This is a genomic window from Psychroserpens luteolus (assembly GCF_021032705.1).
GTDB lineage: Bacteria > Bacteroidota > Bacteroidia > Flavobacteriales > Flavobacteriaceae > Psychroserpens > Psychroserpens luteolus.
Genome location: NZ_JAHVXI010000004.1, coordinates 1 through 17,573, shown reverse-complemented (window position 1 = coordinate 17,573; position 17,573 = coordinate 1). Strand labels below are relative to the sequence as shown.

The following is a 17,573-nucleotide window of genomic DNA, read 5'->3' as shown; positions in this document are numbered from 1 at the left end:
CTAGTCGTAAAGATTAGGACTTTTTTATTACATTTATTTTATGACAATAGACACCATCTATCAGCATTTTTTAAAGTGCAATACTGTTAGCACAGACACGAGGAAAATTACTAAAGGCTGCATGTTTTTTGCTCTTAAAGGTGATAATTTCAACGGTAACACCTTTGCTAAAAATGCTATCAAAAATGGAGCATTATTTGCAGTTATTGACGAGGAAGAATTTCAATTTGGCAATCAGTATATATTAGTAGATGATGTTTTAAAGACATTACAGGACATAGCAACCCTACATAGAAAAACTTTAAACATTCCTATTATTTCTCTTACAGGAAGCAATGGTAAAACAACAACTAAAGAGCTTATAAATAGTGTCCTTTCAAAAAAATACCATACTACAGCAACGATTGGAAATTTGAACAACCATATAGGCGTACCATTAACATTGCTCTCTATGACTAATGTAACTGAAATAGGCATAGTTGAAATGGGGGCAAATCATCAAAAAGAAATTGAATTTCTTACAAATATTGCACTACCTGACTATGGCCTTATAACTAACTTTGGAAAAGCTCATCTCGAAGGTTTTGGAGGCATTCAAGGTGTGATTAAAGGGAAGTCTGAATTATACGATCATTTAAAAACGCATCGTAAAACCATTTTTGTCAATAAAGATGACGCCTTACAGGTCAAACAAGCTGGAGACTATGAAAAAGTAGTATTATTTGGTTCAGATACCAAGTTACAGGAATCTCAGCCTTATGTGAACTTAAAATTTAAGAACCATATTGTTAAAACATATCTCACAGGTGCTTACAATTATAATAATGTATGTGCAGCTATAGCTATAGGCCAGTATTTTAAAGTTTCAGATGAGCATATAGTAGCCGCAATTGAGCAGTATATCCCAAATAATAATCGATCACAAATCATTGAAAAAAATGGTCATCACATTATATTAGACGCTTATAATGCAAATCCAAGTAGTATGACTGCCGCTTTAAGCAATTTTAATCAACTTGATGGTGTTAACAAAGTCGCTATTTTAGGTGATATGTTCGAATTAGGTAAAGATGCCAAAATTGAGCATCAAACTATTGCCGATTATGCAAATCAACTCGATTTAAAACATGTCGTCTTAGTTGGTGAAAATTTCTATGCTATAGATTCAAAAGCTAATAACACCTCGTATTTTAAATCATTTGAAGCATTAAAAAGCGCCTTTGGAATGTTTCAATTTAAAAGCAATATGTTTTTAATAAAAGGTTCAAGAGGCATGGCTTTGGAGCGTGTTTTAGACTTACTCTAAAGCTGCAGACAAAATGGTTAATTTATAAAACAAAAAAGTCCATATGGAAGTATGGATTTTCTGCGTGATGTGGGCGCGAAGGGATTGCATATACCTAATTCTTTCCCTTTTGCAAATAGAAAATCTAAATGCGAGTGTATTTCTTTTTTTATTTCTACAAACATTCAAATTTCGAATTTAAGTTTGTTGAAATAAAAAAATCCATACTTTCGTATGGATTTTCTGCGTGATGTGGGCGCGAAGGGATTCGAACCCCTGACCCCTTGGGTGTAAACCAAGTGCTCTGAACCAACTGAGCTACGCGCCCTAAATATTGGACTGCAAATATAGTCTAGATTTTTAATTACCAAAAGCTTTTTTGAAAAAAAATGAAATAATTTTTTTAAGCAATTAAATACCAAAAAAATAGCCTTAATAATACTGTTCTAATTTATTTTGATATTTTTAAGTCTTATAAAAATTCAATTTGAAATACATCTCATTTATTGACCAATTAGATATAGATATTGAGGCTCTATCTCATATCGATTCTAATGGAATTATTAAACTTCAAAAACAGCTTAAAGCAAAAGCAATGCTTGGCGATGCCAATAATTTAGGTGAAGTTGCTAACCTTATTGAAAAGCTGAAAAATGAAACTATTAGACAACATCATATTTTTGTTGAAAAGCACATCTGGTTGAAACAGCTTATTTCTGGAGATTATAAGTCTATCAAACAAAGTGAAATTGCTGTTGATACATCTCTAATTAACAATTTAGATGACCTAAAGTATTTCCTTGCTCCTTTCTTAAAAGAAAATTTGAAAGTGTTTTTATCTGAATCACTCAGTAAAGGCAAATATGTGCTTATGCTGAAAGTTCTCATTGAAAACCATCTCTTTTCTGAAGAAAATAATCAATTGGTAATTAATTTCTTTAAGGCACGACTTAATTATGCAGCCGTTTATTTAAGAGAAAATCGTTTAAAAGACAAAGAATATCCAATAAGTTTTATAACAAATAAAGTATTCATTAATTGTCTTAATGAGTATCCCGATTGTTTTAATGACGAAATACAAGAACTCAATTCGGAAGTTATTGATGTTTACAATTCAAAACGTAGAAACATAGACAATAAAGAATTTAGGTTCGCTGCAAAAGCCATGGTAGCTTTTTCTATACTGGACACTTCAAATATATTTCTAGAAGAAACCTTAAATTCTAATGCCAGTATTGCCAGAGAATACTCATATCCTTCGAGGTCAAGCCGAAAAACTGGATCTGGATATGGCGCTTGGAGTGTATTTGTAATTATTATGATTGTGCTTAGAATTATTTTTTGGGTAGCTAGAGATAGTAATCGTCCTACTATTAGTAGTTATCCATCCTCAAGTAATGGTATTAGTTGGATGTCTGATCTAGGCAAAAATAATATTATTGAGCTAAATAATATCTTATCGGTATATCCTAGAATAAGTAAGGACAAACCTACGGTACCTTTATATCATAAACTCTATGACAATCCTTATCACCCAAAATTTCATAAGTTCTACCCTCCAAAGTCTGAAGAAGATATTTCAAAATTTGATACTTATGTTACCAATAAAACTGACAAAGATCTCATTATGTTCATGCTATACAAGAATAATGACAAGTCTATTTATATTCCAAAGGGAGAACAAGCACCATTACAAATTAGTGCACGAGATACTATAGTATTCTATTCTGGAAACGACTTCGTAAATTTTTCAAAGTCATCGCGATTTTTTAAATCTGATGCACATATGAGTAACCTTTTAATCATTGACAGCATCCAGTTTACTAAAGAACACTTTATAGATATCTTCCCTGAGAACACAAAAGTAACTCTGGAAGGCACTGAAGTTATTACACAAAAAGTGGATTCTATATATTCAAAAAATGTTTTCTATAAGAAGATTGGACTTCTCGCTGCACGAAACAAAGCCTTTATGGACGCCATACGCTCTAACTAAGGCCTGTTCTACTATCATCCTTGAAGTTTTTCTGCTTTTCCTTTTCGTAATCTGGTAGTAAAGCAGACAATCCATATACGATGTGGCGCAAGGATTTGTAATCTTGTTTTTCCATAGCTTGGTCACCTTGCTTGAATAGTCGATCTGCCTTTCGCTGATTAGAAAAATCTGTACAAAATTTAAGATTTAAGAAATACGAAATAAAGTTTTCATCACTTGATTGGACAATGGCATCATACAATTCGTCTAACTCTTTGATTTTTGATCGGATTAAATATTTATTTCCTGAGTTGATGACTTCTCGTTCGTTTTTTATAATTCGAGCATATTTTTCTTGGAAACGCTCATTCTCTTCCTTGTTTAAATGGTATTCCAAGCTTGACTTTGTATCTCGATACTCTTCAATTTCATTGGCAATAACTTTATTACGAGTTAAATCGTCAAAATCCTGAATGAGCTTTCTCTTTTTATCATCAAGCTGAAATTTAGTATCAGAAACATCATTATCATCTATTAACGACGCGGCTATTTGTGTTTCAATTAGCCCTACTCTTATTGTTTCTAACTGCTGAGAATACTCAAAGTTTTCATCAGAATTATTAGATTTTATTAAGTCTTCGACGTCACCTAAAACTGTATTTATTTCCATATTGATCTTACCAATACTTATGGCTCTTTCAGACTCACTAAACACATTCTTAAATTCTTGATCACAAGACTGCAAAAACACGTTAATCTTCAAATCACGGGATTCTGTCACTTCAATCTCTATTTCAATATCTGTTCCTTTAATCAAATCTTCTTCTAGATCTTTCCCTGATATTTCTATGTAACCAATACTTAAACCAGAACTTGGTAATCCTTTAGACTTTCCTTCAATAATATTAATTATCAAATTCGACTTTGATTGTTGCAATATCGTTTTAGATGCTGTTTTATATATTCTCTTTTTGAGTGGTAAAATACTACCCTTAGCAAACACCTTTTCGAGTCGTGTTGCTGAAGCATCTAAATCATCAACTTCCATACAGATATCATTAGGCAAAGGTTGCCCCTGAACATTATAGCTTCCTTGGTTTATGGCCACAGAATCTAGTGTCCTAATAACATCAAGAGCAGCATTTAACAACTGAATCTTAAATTGATTTAGTCTCCCTTCAAGCAACGGAACAAACTCAGAAAAGCTGCCATCTTCTAATGTCTTAACACCAGAATCGTAACCACCATCCTTTCTCATAATTCTGAAACTATTTGCTACATCAGAATTGATCTTTCCGGTAATAAGTTCTTCTAAATCTCTCGTATTTTGCTCATAAAAGAGTTTTACTTCTGGCGCGTTGTCTTCAATGATTTCTTTTTCAATTTCTACTTCAGATACTGAAGCTGGTTTTGAACCTGCATAGTAGGCAGCGCCATGAACTACTGCTGATGTTGGATCTATACTAGAGTTTACTTCAACGCCAATGGCTTCAGCTATTCTCTTTTTTATTAATGGCACATATGTACTACCACCAATTAATATCACGCGCTCTATTTGAGAGTTAAGTAATTGGTTGTTTTTTATAACATCTTGAATAAATGTTATTGTTTGTTCAACTTTCGGAGAAATTAAGCTTTCAAATTGCTCTCGCTTTATAACAAACTGCTCATAGAAATTATCATCAATAATATCAATATCAAGTTCAATTTCGGTTTCTTCGTAATGCGACAGTTCTTTTTTTGCTTCCTCAGCAATTTTAAGCAATTCAAAATAGAGACCTTTATAATTAGTTTCTTTAGATTTAAGGTCTTTCCAGAGGTTTGTAAGCCCTAGCTTGTCTTCAATAAATGGAACAATGATATGCTCAACTATAAGATTGTCAAAATCTGCACCTCCAAGATAGTTGTCTCCAAGGTTATCAGTAACCTTTAGTTCTCTATCATTAACCTCAACTAAGGCGACATCAAATGTTCCACCTCCAAAATCATAAACAATCCAGTTTTGTTTATTGGTCACTTCAACGGTTGATGTATTGGCAAATGCAAGACATGCCGCAATAGGCTCCTGTAATAAGACAACTTCTTTAAAACCTGCCATATACCCTGCTTTTTTTGTAGCATTGGATTGTATCGTATCAAATGATGCGGGAATTGTGATGACCACAGAATTTAGGGTGTCTTCGTCGTTTACAAAATTTTTGAGCTCTTTCAGTATTAACGAAGATAATTCTATAGGAGACATCTCTTTGTTGATTGAAGGCACAAAATAAGTATCTTGTGTTCCCATTTTTCGTTTAAAGAGCATACAAATATTCTCAGCATCTTTTTCTAAATAGTCAAGCGCTTTATCGCCAATAACGGTTCTATTTCCGCGAAAAGCTATACATGATGGCAAGGTTTGTTTTAATCCTAAAGGATTATTATAAATCTTGATGTTTCCATCATCATATTTAGCAATGAGACTGTTAGTTGTCCCTAAATCTATAGCAAAGTTTATTGTTTTCATTCGAGGCTATTCTACAATTACGATTCCTTTTTGAAGCAGTATAGTTTCATTATTCTCAACTTGATAAATTACAGGCTTCAACACCTTAGTAATTTTAGAGTGTCTATTTAAATCTCCTATTATATTCGCATCAACATCTGTCATTTCATTACGATAAGATTTCCCAATTGGGTTAACAATTTGAAATCCCATAGTCTCAAACTCGTGATAAATACGATCCAAATATCGATTTGCACTCTCATTACTGTCCTTTTTCATTTTTAAATCTAGTGCAAATATTTGATTAATAATTTCTGTCATTTTAAAAAATTGAATTGAATTTGAAAGATACAATTTTTTGCAGTTTATACGACTTCAGCTACAACAAAAGTACTACCACCAACATATATCAAATCTTCCATTGAAGCTGCTCTTTTTGCAGCATCCAAAGCATCCATTACATTTGGATATGTATGTCCATTATACCCTTTTGTTACAAAATAGGATTGCAAAATTTCGGCCTCAAGACCACGAATTACATTTGGTTTGCAAAAATAGTAGATGGCATTCTTGGGAAGTATTGATATAATCGTATCTAAATTTTTATCGCTTACCACTCCAAAAACGATGTGCAATTTATTATAGTGTTCTTCCTTTAGTTGACTGATGACATAAGATAATCCTTCTTTATTATGAGCCGTATCACAAATAATTTTTGGATAATCTTGCAATACTTGCCAACGACCATTAAGGCCTGTATTTTTAACTACATTTTGCAATCCGTTTTTTATATGCTGATCTGAAACATGAAATTTACTTTCGTTGAGCAATGCCAATGTCTTCACTGTTGTTTTAATATTATGTCTTTGATAATTTCCTTTAAGATCACTTTTGTATAATGGTAAGTTACATTGATCTGCAAAATAAATTTCAGAGTTATTTAGGCTAGCAATATTTAAGAATACGTTCTCTGTCTCTATTTGTGTTTCACCAATAACAACAGGAATTTTTGGTTTAATAATTCCTGCTTTTTCTCTGGCAATAGCGTCATAAGTATCGCCTAAAAACTGCATATGATCAAAGCCTATGTTTGTAATAACGGAAATTTCTGGAGTTACTATATTGGTCGAATCCAGTCGTCCACCAAGTCCAACTTCTATGACAGCAATATCTACTTTTTTCCTAGCAAAATAGTCGAAGGCCATACCAACAGTCATTTCAAAAAAGGATAGCTTGTTAGATTCAAAAAAGGAGAAGTTACGCTCAATAAAACCAATGACAAATTGCTTACTAATTTGTTTACCATCAATTTTTATGCGTTCTCTAAAATCTTTTAAATGCGGTGAAGTATACAAACCAACTTTATAACCAGCTTCTTGTAATACTGAGGCTAGCATATGACTCGTAGAGCCTTTACCATTGGTTCCAGCGACATGAATACTTTTAAATTTGTGCTGTGGGTGATTTAAATGATCTGCAAGGCGTAACGTATTGGATAGATCTGTTTTATACGCTGATTTACCTTGATTTTGATACATAGGTAACTGCTTAAACATCCAGTTGACTGTATCGAGATAGTTCATTTAATTTCCTAGGCTAAAGTCTATTTTAACCCATCCAATTTGTGTAGTTGGTGCTTTAGAATCTGCAGGCCATTTATGAGTAAGAGCTGTTTTACGGGCTGCTTCATATAAGCATGAACCTCCTGTAGTTCCTCGTTTACCTGGTATAGCTTTCACCACTTTACCTGATCGATTCACATGAATTTCCACAACAACGCGACCCTCCTCTTCACAATCTGGAAGCACTTTAGAATAGGTTGCATTCCCTCTACCATTGAGCCCGTAACCTGTTCCTCCTGATCCATCTCCTGGTCTTCCAAAATAACTTGGAGCATATGGGTCTCCATCTAACTGACCTTTATCTCCTGGGCCATCTCCTGGACCTTCGCCTCCAGTTTCAGAGCCTTCAGAATTTTTAACGCCGCCAATAAGTGCATCTAATTTGTCTTTTTTGGCTTGCTCCTCTTTTCGTTTTTGTTCTTCTTTAGCTTTTCTAATTTGCTCTTGACGCTCTGCCTCGGCTTTCGCTTTTGCTTCAGCCTCTTTAGCCTTTTTGATTGCTATTGCTTCAGCAGAATCATTGGTAAGTACATCTTCAGATTTACTATTTGCCTCCGAAGGTTTTTCAGGTTGAGTTTCCTCTGTCTGAGTTTCTTCTTTAACAACCTTTTCTACTGGTTGTGACTTGATAGGTTTTGTTGGTTGAATGTTTCCAGTTCCCACAGGAGAATTCCCGAAATTAACGGCTACACCATATTCTATAGGTGGATCTGGATGTGCACATCCTTTAACCACAAACAATAGTAATAACAAAATTACCACAATCAACGTTGTGACTTTTGCTGAATTTCTCTCGTGTATGGTTTCAAAATATTTCATTTTAACCTTCTTATTTAATTATAGTCATGGAGTAAATTACAACATTCGTTCCAAACTTTTGCTTTAAGCTATTCATCGACAGGTTTTACTGCCATTATAACTTTGAATTTATGTGTATTAGCAATTTCCATCACATCAATCATATGTGCAACCGGAACCGATTTTTCTGCTTGTAAAATTACTATCAGGCTATCATTTACAGCCTTGTCCAATAAAACTCTTTCTATATCTATTATATTGTGTTGAATATCATCAATGTAGACATTTAAGTCCTTCTTTATTTTTACAACAACACTATTCTTATGTTGAATAGAATCATTTGTTGTAGATAGAGGCATCAAAATATCAATGCCAGTACGATGTTCTACTTTATCAGTAATGGTTTTAAAATAATAAAGTGTTACGCATAAAACGATTCCTAATCCAATATAGATGAAAGGTTTTAAATTTCGTTTCACATTAATTATTTGGTTTAACCGCTAAAATTACCTTGAATTTATTTCTATTAGCAATATCCATCACTTTCACAACATTCTCAACAGGCACCGATTTTTCGGCACGTAAGACCACAGTTGGTTCGTCCTGACTTGATAGAGCTGAAATTAATTCTCGTTCCAGAACACTTTCACCAACACGCTTTTGGTCTATATAATATGTCAAATCCTTTTTTATACTAACAGCTACCGATCTTTTGTTTTCGGTTTTACCACTAGCTTTTGGTAATAAAATATCAATAGCGTTTGTAGTAACCAAAGTAGAGGCTAGCATAAAAAAGATCAATAACAAGAATACAATATCTGTCATTGAAGACATATTGAATTCTGGTGTTACTTTATTTCTTCCTCTTAAATTCATTAAATAGGTTCGTTTAAGTGATCTAAAAATTCTAATGAATTCGCTTCCATTTGATAAACTACCTTATCGGTCTTTACTACTAAATGATTATAAGCCATGTATGCAACAATACCAACAATAAGACCAGCAACGGTTGTTGTCATAGCTGTATACAAGCCATCAGATAGTTGTTTGATATCTATTTGGCCTCCAGAATTAGCAATTTCAAAAATGGATAAAATCATACCTATTACTGTTCCTAAAAATCCAATCATAGGTGCTACTCCTGAAACTGTAGCCAAAATACTAACGTTCTTTTCAAGACTGTAAATTTCTAATCGTCCTGCATTTTCAATAGCCGTATTGATGTCTTCGAGAGGTTTTCCAACTCTAGTAATTCCTTTATTTATTAACCTCGAAACAGGTGAATTAACTTGAGCACATAACATTTGAGCCGAATCAATCTTTCCATTACTTACATGGTCTTTGATTTGATTCATAAAATTTGAATCAACCTTAGATGCTGATTTGATAGCAAAAAGGCGTTCAAAATAAATATAAATTGCGGCAATTAATAGAACGAATAACAAGGCAATTATAATTTGCCCAGCTGTACCACCACTACTTATGAGCTCTATGATGGATAATGTTTTTTCGGTTGATTCTGCATCAGTAATTACTTCTGCTCCCTCTTGAATTATCATATTAATAAAATTGAAAATTAATTTTAACTATTGTAATAACGATTGTTTTCTTGCTAAAGTATATTCTTAAAATAATGTTCTTGTAAATAAGAATGCTACAGCTCCAGCTAAAAAGCCAATTAGGGCTAACCATGAGATTTTTTTAAGATACCAGAAAAAGTCTATTTTCTCCATTCCCATAGCAACGACACCTGCTGCAGAACCAATAATTAGCATACTTCCACCTGTACCTGCTGAATATGCTATAAAGTGCCATAATTGGTCGTCTATAGCTTCTGAGAACATTCCCAAACTAGCAGCAACTAGTGGCACATTATCAATTACAGCAGACCCTACACCAAGTAATACAACCACTAAATCGGAGACTCTTGTTCCATCCATTTCGGTTGTTAACATCGGCATAGTCTCTTGTAATGAATTTGCAAATCCAAACAAAATTCCCAATGATTCTAATGCGGCTACAGCCATTAAAATTCCGAGAAAAAACAGAATACTAGGTAACTCAATTTTGGATAAAGAGTGATGCACTGGACTATGGTGAGCATGAGCATCGCTTTCTTCAGAATCATGACTTGAGATACTAAATTTAGAATTACTATATATTTCGGCAAAAATTGCTACGACACCAAGTGCCAGCATCATTCCTACATAAGGCGGTAAATGTGTAACAGTCTTGAAGATTGGCACAGATACAATACCTCCTAGCCCAAGATAAAGCATTGTTGAGCTAAATTTACTTTTGGGTTTATTAGAGTCTTCATCTATATCATTTTCTAATTGTCCCTGAAAGGGTTTCATAAAAGAGGCCACTAAAAACGGAACAAGCATACATAAAAGAGAAGGGATAAACAGGTATCCAAATAGATAGCCTGTGGTCACTTTTTTACCAATCCATAACATTGTAGTTGTAACATCTCCAATAGGTGACCAAGCTCCTCCAGCATTGGCTGCTATAATTATTAAACCAGCATACCATATGCGAACGCTTCTATCAGAAATTAGTTTTTGTAGTATAGATATTAAAACAATTGTTGCAGTTAAGTTGTCGATAATTGCCGAGAGAAAAAAGGCCAAAAATCCAAAAATCCAAAGGATTCTTTTTTTACTTTTCGTTTTGATAAATCCTTTTATTGTTGAAAATCCATCAAAATAATCTATAATTTCCACAATGGTCATTGCTCCAAGTAAGAACACTAAGATTTCAGCAGTTTTCCCTAAATGATGAAGTAATGTTTCTTCCATCCAGTGCATTTTGTCTTCATGTCCCAAAGTATCAAAACCATCTACCAATCCATGGCTAGATGAATCAAACCATTGTGAAAAAGAATCAATGCCTAACGAAATCAACGCCCAGCTTATTGCCATCATAACTAAGGCAGGGATTAGCTTATCAATTTTAATACTGTGTTCTACTGTAATGGCTAAATAACCTAATACAAATACGATTATAATTATGCTTTCCATAGTGATTGGATTATATTAATTGAGTTAAGGCTATTTCAAATGCAGTAGCACTAATACCTGTTTTAGTTTGATTTTTATCATAAACTCTTTCAATAGCTTTTTTTATGATTTCAGAAGTATCATTAAAAATCGCCTCATCTGTCATTTTAACTTTACGTTCCATAAAGTATGCAAAAACTCTAGCCATACCACAATTGGAAATAAAATCTGGAATTAAGCTTACTTTATTATCTGTATGTTCCATAATACTTCCAAAGAAAATTTCTTTATCAGCAAAAGGAACATTAGCGCCACATGAAATAACTTCTAAACCAGTATCAATCATTTGATCGATTTGATCTTGAGTTATTAGTCTTGAAGCTGCACATGGTGCGAAAATTTCGGTCTTGAGTGACCATATCTTTTCATTCATTTCAGAAAAAGGAATGAGGTTCTCGCTTACCAAAGTGTTTCCAGACTTAGTCAAATATAGTTCGGTAATATCTTCAAAAGAGAATCCATCTTCATTTATCAAACCTCCAACGATATCTATAATACCAACAACTTTTGCTCCCATTTGAGACAAATAAAAAGCCGCTGCTGCTCCTACGTTACCAAAACCTTGTACAATTGCGCGCTTTCCTTTTATAGAATCGCCTTGAACATCATAAAAATGCTTAGCAGCTTCTGCAACACCAAAACCTGTGATCATATCGGCAACAGTATACTTTTTTGCTACACTAGGTGTGTATTTAGGGTTTTCTATTACTTTGATTACACCATAACGCAATTGACCAATACGATTAATTTTATCTGCTTGGGTTGGTTTGAAATGTCCTTCAAAAACACCTTCTTGAGGATGCCAAACACCACTTTCTTCGGTAATTGGAATAACTTCATGGATCTCATCAACATTGAGATCTCCTCCTGTTCCATAATAACTTTTCAATAGTGGAGCGACAGCTTTGTACCAACGTTCTAAAACTCCCTTTTTTCTAGGATCCTTAGGATCAAAATTTATCCCAGATTTAGCCCCTCCAATCCCAGGTCCAGATACTGTAAATTTCACTTCCATTGTTTTTGCAAGTGATAGTACCTCATTCATATCAAGTCCTTTGCGCATTCTTGTTCCGCCTCCAGCAGCACCACCACGAAGGGAATTGATAACAGTCCAGCCTTCAGCTTCTGTTTCTGGGTCTTTCCAATTAAAAATGATTTCAGGGTCTTTATCTTCGTACTTTTGGAGTAGTTCTTTCATCTAAGAGTTCTTAGTTTTCAGTTGGTTTAGATGCAACTCGCGTTTTCAAAAATTATATCAAAATAAGTTCTGAATTCACTTGTGTCATTAGTTAGTTATTCTATAACAAATATAAAAAACTAAAAATCGCTAGATTAGAAATTTACAATAATTTTATGGATAAAATATTTCTCCTGAAGAGTGATCATTATTTGCACCTGTAACCGTTGATAAACAATTGATTTCACCTCTTAATTTAAGTACACCAAGTAACCCAAATATTAGAGCCTCTTTATACTCTATAATATCGTATGAAGGTCTTATCAATTCAAATTGCTTATGGTTAACAATTCGTTCAAGCAGAAAATCATTATAGGTGCCACCTCCTGTAAAAAGAACTCTGGCATTCATATCTATAGAATTTGCAATTTGTATAGCTATATGCTCAACAAAAGTTCTCAAGATATTAGCTTCTGAGAGGGTACTTGTTTCTAATATTGGGCTTATGTAATTATCTACCCACTCTAAACCTAATGACTTCGGAGGTTGTTCTTTATAAAAATCGATTTGGTTTAAATTATTTAATAACTTCAGATTTAGCACACCTGTTTTAGCAATCATACCTTTATCATCATAATCATAACCGAGAGCTTTGGCATAGCGGTTCATAACAATATTAACAGGACAAATATCATATGCTATTCGTTTGTTATCAATTTCAGAAGAAATATTTGCAAAACCTCCTAAGTTGATACAGTAATCGTACTCCGAAAACAATAATCGATCACCAATAGGTACTAAAGGAGCGCCTTGACCTCCAAGTGCTACATCCTGTACTCGGAAATCACAAACAAGACGTTGTTCTATAAGTTTGGCTAATCTGGGATGGTTTCCTATTTGATACGTAAATCCTTTATCTGGTTGATGTAAGGCTGTATGACCGTGAGAACAAATAGCATCAATATCGTTTAGTTGATGTTTCTTAATAAAATCATTAATTACTTGAGATAAATATAATGTATAATCCTTATCAATTTCCTTAAGCCCTTCTATATTGAAGTTCACAAGATGAGCTAATTTTTGTTTCCAAAAATCTGGATATGAAGTTGTTTCAGCAGCATGAATATGAAATATCCAGTTCGAGTTATACTCAAATGTAATATAAGCTAGATCAATTCCATCTAAAGATGTTCCAGACATCACTCCAATAACATTGTACTTAGATTTTATCATATTCAGTAAAAATAGTAATCCTTATTGAAAATATACTAATAAAGACTTATCTTTGCACTCACTTTTTATCAATTCAATAATTTATTAAGACTATGGATTTTAGTTTAACCGAAGAACATATTATGATTCGCGACGCAGCTCGTGATTTTGCACAAACCGAATTATTACCTGGAGTTATAGAGAGAGATGAGAAACAGCAATTTCCTCAAGAGCTTGTTAAAAAGATGGGCGATTTAGGCTTTATGGGAATTATGGTTGACCCAAAATATGGCGGAAGTGGAATGGATGCGATTTCATATGTCTTAATTATGGAAGAACTTTCTAAAATTGATGCCTCTGCTTCGGTTATGGTTTCTGTAAATAACTCATTAGTGTGTTATGGGTTAGAAGCTTTTGGAACAGAAGAGCAAAAGCAAAAATACCTAACAAAATTAGCTACTGGAGAGTTTATTGGAGCATTTTGTTTAAGTGAACCAGAAGCAGGTAGTGATGCGACATCGCAAGCTACTACTGCTATAGATAAAGGGGATCATTACGTTATTAATGGAACCAAAAACTGGATTACCAATGGTGGTCGAAGTGATGTATACTTAGTCATTGCTCAAACAGATAGAGAAAAAGGTCATAGAGGAATTAATGCCTTTATTGTTGAAAAAGGCATGGAAGGATTCGATATTGGACCAAAAGAAGATAAGTTAGGAATTAGAGGAAGTGATACACACACCTTACAATTTAATGATGTAAAAGTTCCAAAAGAAAATAGAATTGGTGAAGATGGATTTGGCTTTAAGTTTGCCATGAAGACACTATCGGGTGGTCGTATAGGTATTGCTGCTCAAGCTTTAGGAATTGCTTCTGGAGCCTATGAACTTGCACTGAAATATTCTAAAGAACGTAAAGCTTTTGGTACTGAAATTTGCAACCACCAAGCCATTGCTTTTAAATTGGCAGATATGTATACTGAAGTTGAGGCAGCTCGTATGTTAGTCATGAAAGCAGCTTGGGATAAAGATCAAGGCAACAACTATGATATGTCTAGTGCTATGGCGAAGTTATATGCTTCTAAAGTAGCTATGGAACAATCTGTTGAAGCGGTTCAAATACATGGAGGAAATGGGTTTGTAAAAGAATACCATGTTGAGCGTTTAATGCGTGATGCTAAGATTACTCAAATTTATGAAGGCACTTCGGAAATTCAAAAAATTGTAATCTCAAGAGGTGTTATTAAAGGGTAATATTTAAAACAAGATAAATGAAAAGCTTCAATTTTTTTGAAGCTTTTTTATTTTGATAAATCCTCTAAAACTAATCTTAGCTCAGCATAGGAATACTTATCGTCTATTTGATGTTTTAAATCTGATAGGTTTTCAAATGTATGTTTAGGGATTATGTTCTTCAATTCTTTGTAGTGTTCTTCTGAAACCAAATCAGTAATTTTCACTTCGCCTGAAGATATAAAACTGGCTAAGTGCCCAACAATTGTATTTATATTTAATTCTCGCTCATTAGCAATATCTTCAATAGATTTTCCAGATTTAAATAAGCTCAGAGATTCTTTTTTTGTATCCCCTTTCTTACGTTTAAGTTTAGGTTTTTCAAAAATCTCGATATCTGAAGATATTTCAATATTATTCTCATCACAATAACCTCTAATTACTGCTAATATGTCGTTTCCATATTTCTCAACACGCACTTTTCCCATACCATTAACAGTTTTTAGCTCTTTCTTATTGGTAGGCAATGTTTCACACATTTCATACAATGCTTTTTGAGTAAATATTTGGTAATGTATTAGATCTTCACGTTGCGCAATTGTATTTCTTAATTCGCGAAGTAATTCGAAAAGTTCTAGGTTTGTCGTACCTTCGATGGCAGTTTTTCTCGGTTTCTTAGGTTTTTCTTTGGTAAGAAAAACAGACTTGGCTCTCAATTCTAAAAAGGCAGACACTTTAAAACCATTGGTGAGTTCATTTACATACAGTAGTTTGGCGGCTATTAATTCTTCAAAAGTATCCAATTGCTTTGTGATATCTTTGTCTAAAGCTTTATTATCTGTTGTAAAGTTAAAACTCTTATAAGGTTCTATAATATTAGTCTGGGTTTGATGATTAAAATAATCTAGTGCTTTTTTAAAACGCTTTTGTAATAACTCATTAAACTCTGGCAATTGATTCTCAATTGACATTTCTAAAAGTTGAGCTCTAAATCCGTTAGCCACTTTTAATAAATCTGTAATAGTTACTTTAATGGCATTCAACGGTATTTCAACATGTCCTTCTATACTACCTCTATTTTTAAAATAAATATCTAGAATACGATTAACAGGATATAAAAATTTGTAGTAGTCGAATAACTCAGAAATTAAATTTAATTGAAATTCAATTTTAGATTTTTCTAAGATATTAGTATCGGGTTCATTGTCTTCTAATGCCCTAGTAAAAGACTTGATATTTGAATCGCTGATAACGTGGTTTTCATTTATCTTACTTTTAAGTACCAATCCATCTAAACTCTTACATCTACTTAATGCAACATAGGTTTGTCCATGAGCAAATGCACCTTGAGCATCTATAATGGCCTTTTCAAATGTTAATCCTTGACTTTTATGAATTGTTATTGACCAAGCAAGCCGCAAAGGCATTTGAGTGTAAGCCCCTACTTTATTTTCGGTAATAACCTTAGTTTCAGGATTGATTGTGTAATTAATATTTTCCCAAACTTCTGGAGTCGTAATAATATTAAAATCATCGTCGGGACATTTTACTATAATCTCGTCCTTATCTAAAAAAATAACTTTACCAATCTTACCATTGAAATATCGTTTTTCTATTGAACTGTCGTTCTTAACAAACATAACTTGAGCTCCAACTTTTAAAACCAATTCTTCCTTATTAGGGTAAGAATATTCAGGGAACTTTCCTTCAATAATAGCTTTATATGTTTTATGCCTTCCGTTTAGCTTTTCAAGTTCTAATTTATTGGTATGTTCAGCTTTATTATTATGGGTGGTTAACGAAATATAACCTTCATCTTCTGCAGGAACAAAATCAGGTTTAAATCGCTTATTCAGTTCTATAATAGAAGATTGAGATAATTTATTATTTCTTATCTCATTTAAAATTTCAATAAACTTCGGGTTATCTTGCCTATAAATATGCTTCAACTCTATAGTTATCGCATTACAATGCTGATAAGCTAAACTGCTAAAAAAATAAATATTTTTATAATACGGTTTAAGCAATTGCCACTCATGGTCTTTTATCACTGGAGACAATTGTTGTACATCTCCAATCATTAATAATTGAACACCGCCAAAAACTTTATTTCGACTTCTAAAACGTCTTAATGTTTTATCAATTGCATCAAGTAAGTCCGCACGTACCATACTAATCTCATCTATGATTAATAAATCTAGAGACTTGATTATATTAATTTTCGTTTTATTGAATTTTCGATTAAAGTTAGAAGAGTTATTTAAATCATCATCAGGAAGAAGTGGTCCAAATGGGACTTGAAAAAATGAATGTATTGTAATTCCTTTAGCATTAATGGCTGCCACACCAGTTGGTGCAACAACAACCATTCTCTTTAAAGACTTCATTTTTAATTTATGAAGAAAAGTCGTTTTCCCTGTTCCTGCCTTACCTGTTAGAAATACATTTCTATCGGTATAATTGACAAAATCCCACACTAAATCTAATTCCTTATTTACAATCATTTAATAATTCCATATTTATTTTCGAAGATAAAAAATAAAAATAGTCACTAGGATTTAATCGTAAGCTAAATCTAGACAAATAAGCCGCTGGAGTACACAAAAAACAAAAACCCCGTTCTTATAATAAGAACGGGGTTTCAAAAAAGGCGACGACCTACTCTCCCACGATTGCAGTACCATCGGCGCAAATGGGCTTAACTTCTCTGTTCGGAATGGTA

14 protein-coding genes, 1 tRNA gene and 1 rRNA gene are annotated in these 17,573 nt (G+C 33.2%); 3 read left to right on the top strand and 13 right to left on the bottom strand.

The annotated features are described in order from the left end of the window. Positions 1–40: 40 nt before the first annotated feature. Positions 41–1,306, top strand: coding sequence for a UDP-N-acetylmuramoyl-tripeptide--D-alanyl-D-alanine ligase (locus KWG70_RS11015; protein WP_230936083.1), 1,266 nt, complete (start codon positions 41–43; stop codon positions 1,304–1,306). 232 nt (positions 1,307–1,538) lie between these two features. On the opposite strand, the gene KWG70_RS11010 is transcribed toward KWG70_RS11015, so the two are convergent. After that, positions 1,539–1,613: transfer RNA gene (locus KWG70_RS11010), tRNA-Val, on the bottom strand. 159 nt (positions 1,614–1,772) lie between these two features. Here KWG70_RS11010 and KWG70_RS11005 point away from each other — a divergent pair. Next, positions 1,773–3,281, top strand: coding sequence for a hypothetical protein (locus tag KWG70_RS11005; protein ID WP_230936082.1), 1,509 nt, complete (start codon positions 1,773–1,775; stop codon positions 3,279–3,281). On the opposite strand, the gene KWG70_RS11000 is transcribed toward KWG70_RS11005, so the two are convergent. From KWG70_RS11000 to KWG70_RS10955, 10 genes are all read right to left on the bottom strand, one after another. Next, positions 3,274–5,766 (bottom strand): Hsp70 family protein, encoded by a 2,493-nt coding sequence (locus tag KWG70_RS11000; protein ID WP_230936081.1) that lies wholly within the window; start codon positions 5,764–5,766, stop codon positions 3,274–3,276. The genes KWG70_RS11005 and KWG70_RS11000 overlap by 8 nt on opposite strands. A 6-nt stretch (positions 5,767–5,772) precedes the next feature. Further along, positions 5,773–6,066 (bottom strand): hypothetical protein, encoded by a 294-nt coding sequence (locus KWG70_RS10995; RefSeq protein WP_230936080.1) that lies wholly within the window; start codon positions 6,064–6,066, stop codon positions 5,773–5,775. A 44-nt stretch (positions 6,067–6,110) separates the two neighbouring features. Next, positions 6,111–7,328: a bifunctional folylpolyglutamate synthase/dihydrofolate synthase gene (locus KWG70_RS10990; RefSeq protein ID WP_230936079.1), complete on the bottom strand. Its 1,218-nt coding sequence runs from the start codon at positions 7,326–7,328 to the stop codon at positions 6,111–6,113. Continuing rightward, entirely contained in the window at positions 7,329–8,186 is an 858-nt protein-coding gene (locus KWG70_RS10985) for an energy transducer TonB (RefSeq protein ID WP_230936078.1), read from the bottom strand. A gap of 68 nt (positions 8,187–8,254) precedes the next feature. Then, on the bottom strand, positions 8,255–8,644 hold the full coding sequence (locus KWG70_RS10980) for an ExbD/TolR family protein (RefSeq protein WP_230936077.1): 390 nt from the start codon (positions 8,642–8,644) through the stop codon (positions 8,255–8,257). 1 nt (position 8,645) lies between these two features. Beyond that, the gene (locus KWG70_RS10975) at positions 8,646–9,041 is read right to left on the bottom strand and encodes an ExbD/TolR family protein (protein WP_230936076.1); all 396 of its coding nucleotides are present in this window, start codon (positions 9,039–9,041) and stop codon (positions 8,646–8,648) included. Continuing rightward, positions 9,041–9,724 (bottom strand): MotA/TolQ/ExbB proton channel family protein, encoded by a 684-nt coding sequence (locus KWG70_RS10970; RefSeq protein ID WP_230936075.1) that lies wholly within the window; start codon positions 9,722–9,724, stop codon positions 9,041–9,043. Before KWG70_RS10970 ends, KWG70_RS10975 begins: the two co-directional genes overlap by 1 nt. Positions 9,725–9,790: 66 nt before the next feature. Continuing rightward, a complete protein-coding gene (gene nhaD, locus KWG70_RS10965) occupies positions 9,791–11,188 on the bottom strand; it encodes a sodium:proton antiporter NhaD (protein WP_230936074.1) in 1,398 nt (465 codons plus the stop codon). 10 nt (positions 11,189–11,198) lie between these two features. After that, positions 11,199–12,425, bottom strand: a complete 1,227-nt coding sequence (locus KWG70_RS10960; protein ID WP_230936073.1) for a Glu/Leu/Phe/Val dehydrogenase dimerization domain-containing protein — start codon at positions 12,423–12,425, stop codon at positions 11,199–11,201. Between the two features lie 153 nt (positions 12,426–12,578). Further along, a complete protein-coding gene (locus tag KWG70_RS10955; protein ID WP_230936072.1) occupies positions 12,579–13,637 on the bottom strand; it encodes an anhydro-N-acetylmuramic acid kinase in 1,059 nt (352 codons plus the stop codon). A 92-nt stretch (positions 13,638–13,729) separates the two neighbouring features. Between KWG70_RS10955 and KWG70_RS10950 the strand changes: the two genes are divergently transcribed. Further along, positions 13,730–14,872: an acyl-CoA dehydrogenase gene (locus KWG70_RS10950; protein WP_230936071.1), complete on the top strand. Its 1,143-nt coding sequence runs from the start codon at positions 13,730–13,732 to the stop codon at positions 14,870–14,872. A 47-nt stretch (positions 14,873–14,919) separates the two neighbouring features. Here KWG70_RS10950 and KWG70_RS10945 read toward each other — a convergent pair whose 3' ends face one another. Together KWG70_RS10945 and rrf are read right to left on the bottom strand one after the other, a co-directional pair. Further along, positions 14,920–17,355, bottom strand: coding sequence for a helix-turn-helix domain-containing protein (locus KWG70_RS10945; RefSeq protein WP_230936070.1), 2,436 nt, complete (start codon positions 17,353–17,355; stop codon positions 14,920–14,922). 141 nt (positions 17,356–17,496) lie between these two features. Further along, positions 17,497–17,573 (bottom strand): 5S ribosomal RNA (gene rrf, locus KWG70_RS18025); the annotation flags it as partial.

Coding starts and splice junctions, on each gene's coding strand:
- KWG70_RS11015 (WP_230936083.1), top strand. CDS start 41: ATGACAATAGACACCATCTATCAGCATTTTTTAAAGTGCAATACTGTT.
- KWG70_RS11000 (WP_230936081.1), bottom strand. CDS start 5,766: ATGAAAACAATAAACTTTGCTATAGATTTAGGGACAACTAACAGTCTC.
- KWG70_RS10995 (WP_230936080.1), bottom strand. CDS start 6,066: ATGACAGAAATTATTAATCAAATATTTGCACTAGATTTAAAAATGAAA.
- KWG70_RS10990 (WP_230936079.1), bottom strand. CDS start 7,328: ATGAACTATCTCGATACAGTCAACTGGATGTTTAAGCAGTTACCTATG.
- KWG70_RS10985 (WP_230936078.1), bottom strand. CDS start 8,186: ATGAAATATTTTGAAACCATACACGAGAGAAATTCAGCAAAAGTCACA.
- KWG70_RS10975 (WP_230936076.1), bottom strand. CDS start 9,041: ATGAATTTAAGAGGAAGAAATAAAGTAACACCAGAATTCAATATGTCT.
- KWG70_RS10970 (WP_230936075.1), bottom strand. CDS start 9,724: ATGATAATTCAAGAGGGAGCAGAAGTAATTACTGATGCAGAATCAACC.
- nhaD (WP_230936074.1), bottom strand. CDS start 11,188: ATGGAAAGCATAATTATAATCGTATTTGTATTAGGTTATTTAGCCATT.
- KWG70_RS10960 (WP_230936073.1), bottom strand. CDS start 12,425: ATGAAAGAACTACTCCAAAAGTACGAAGATAAAGACCCTGAAATCATT.
- KWG70_RS10955 (WP_230936072.1), bottom strand. CDS start 13,637: ATGATAAAATCTAAGTACAATGTTATTGGAGTGATGTCTGGAACATCT.
- KWG70_RS10950 (WP_230936071.1), top strand. CDS start 13,730: ATGGATTTTAGTTTAACCGAAGAACATATTATGATTCGCGACGCAGCT.
- KWG70_RS10945 (WP_230936070.1), bottom strand. CDS start 17,355: ATGATTGTAAATAAGGAATTAGATTTAGTGTGGGATTTTGTCAATTAT.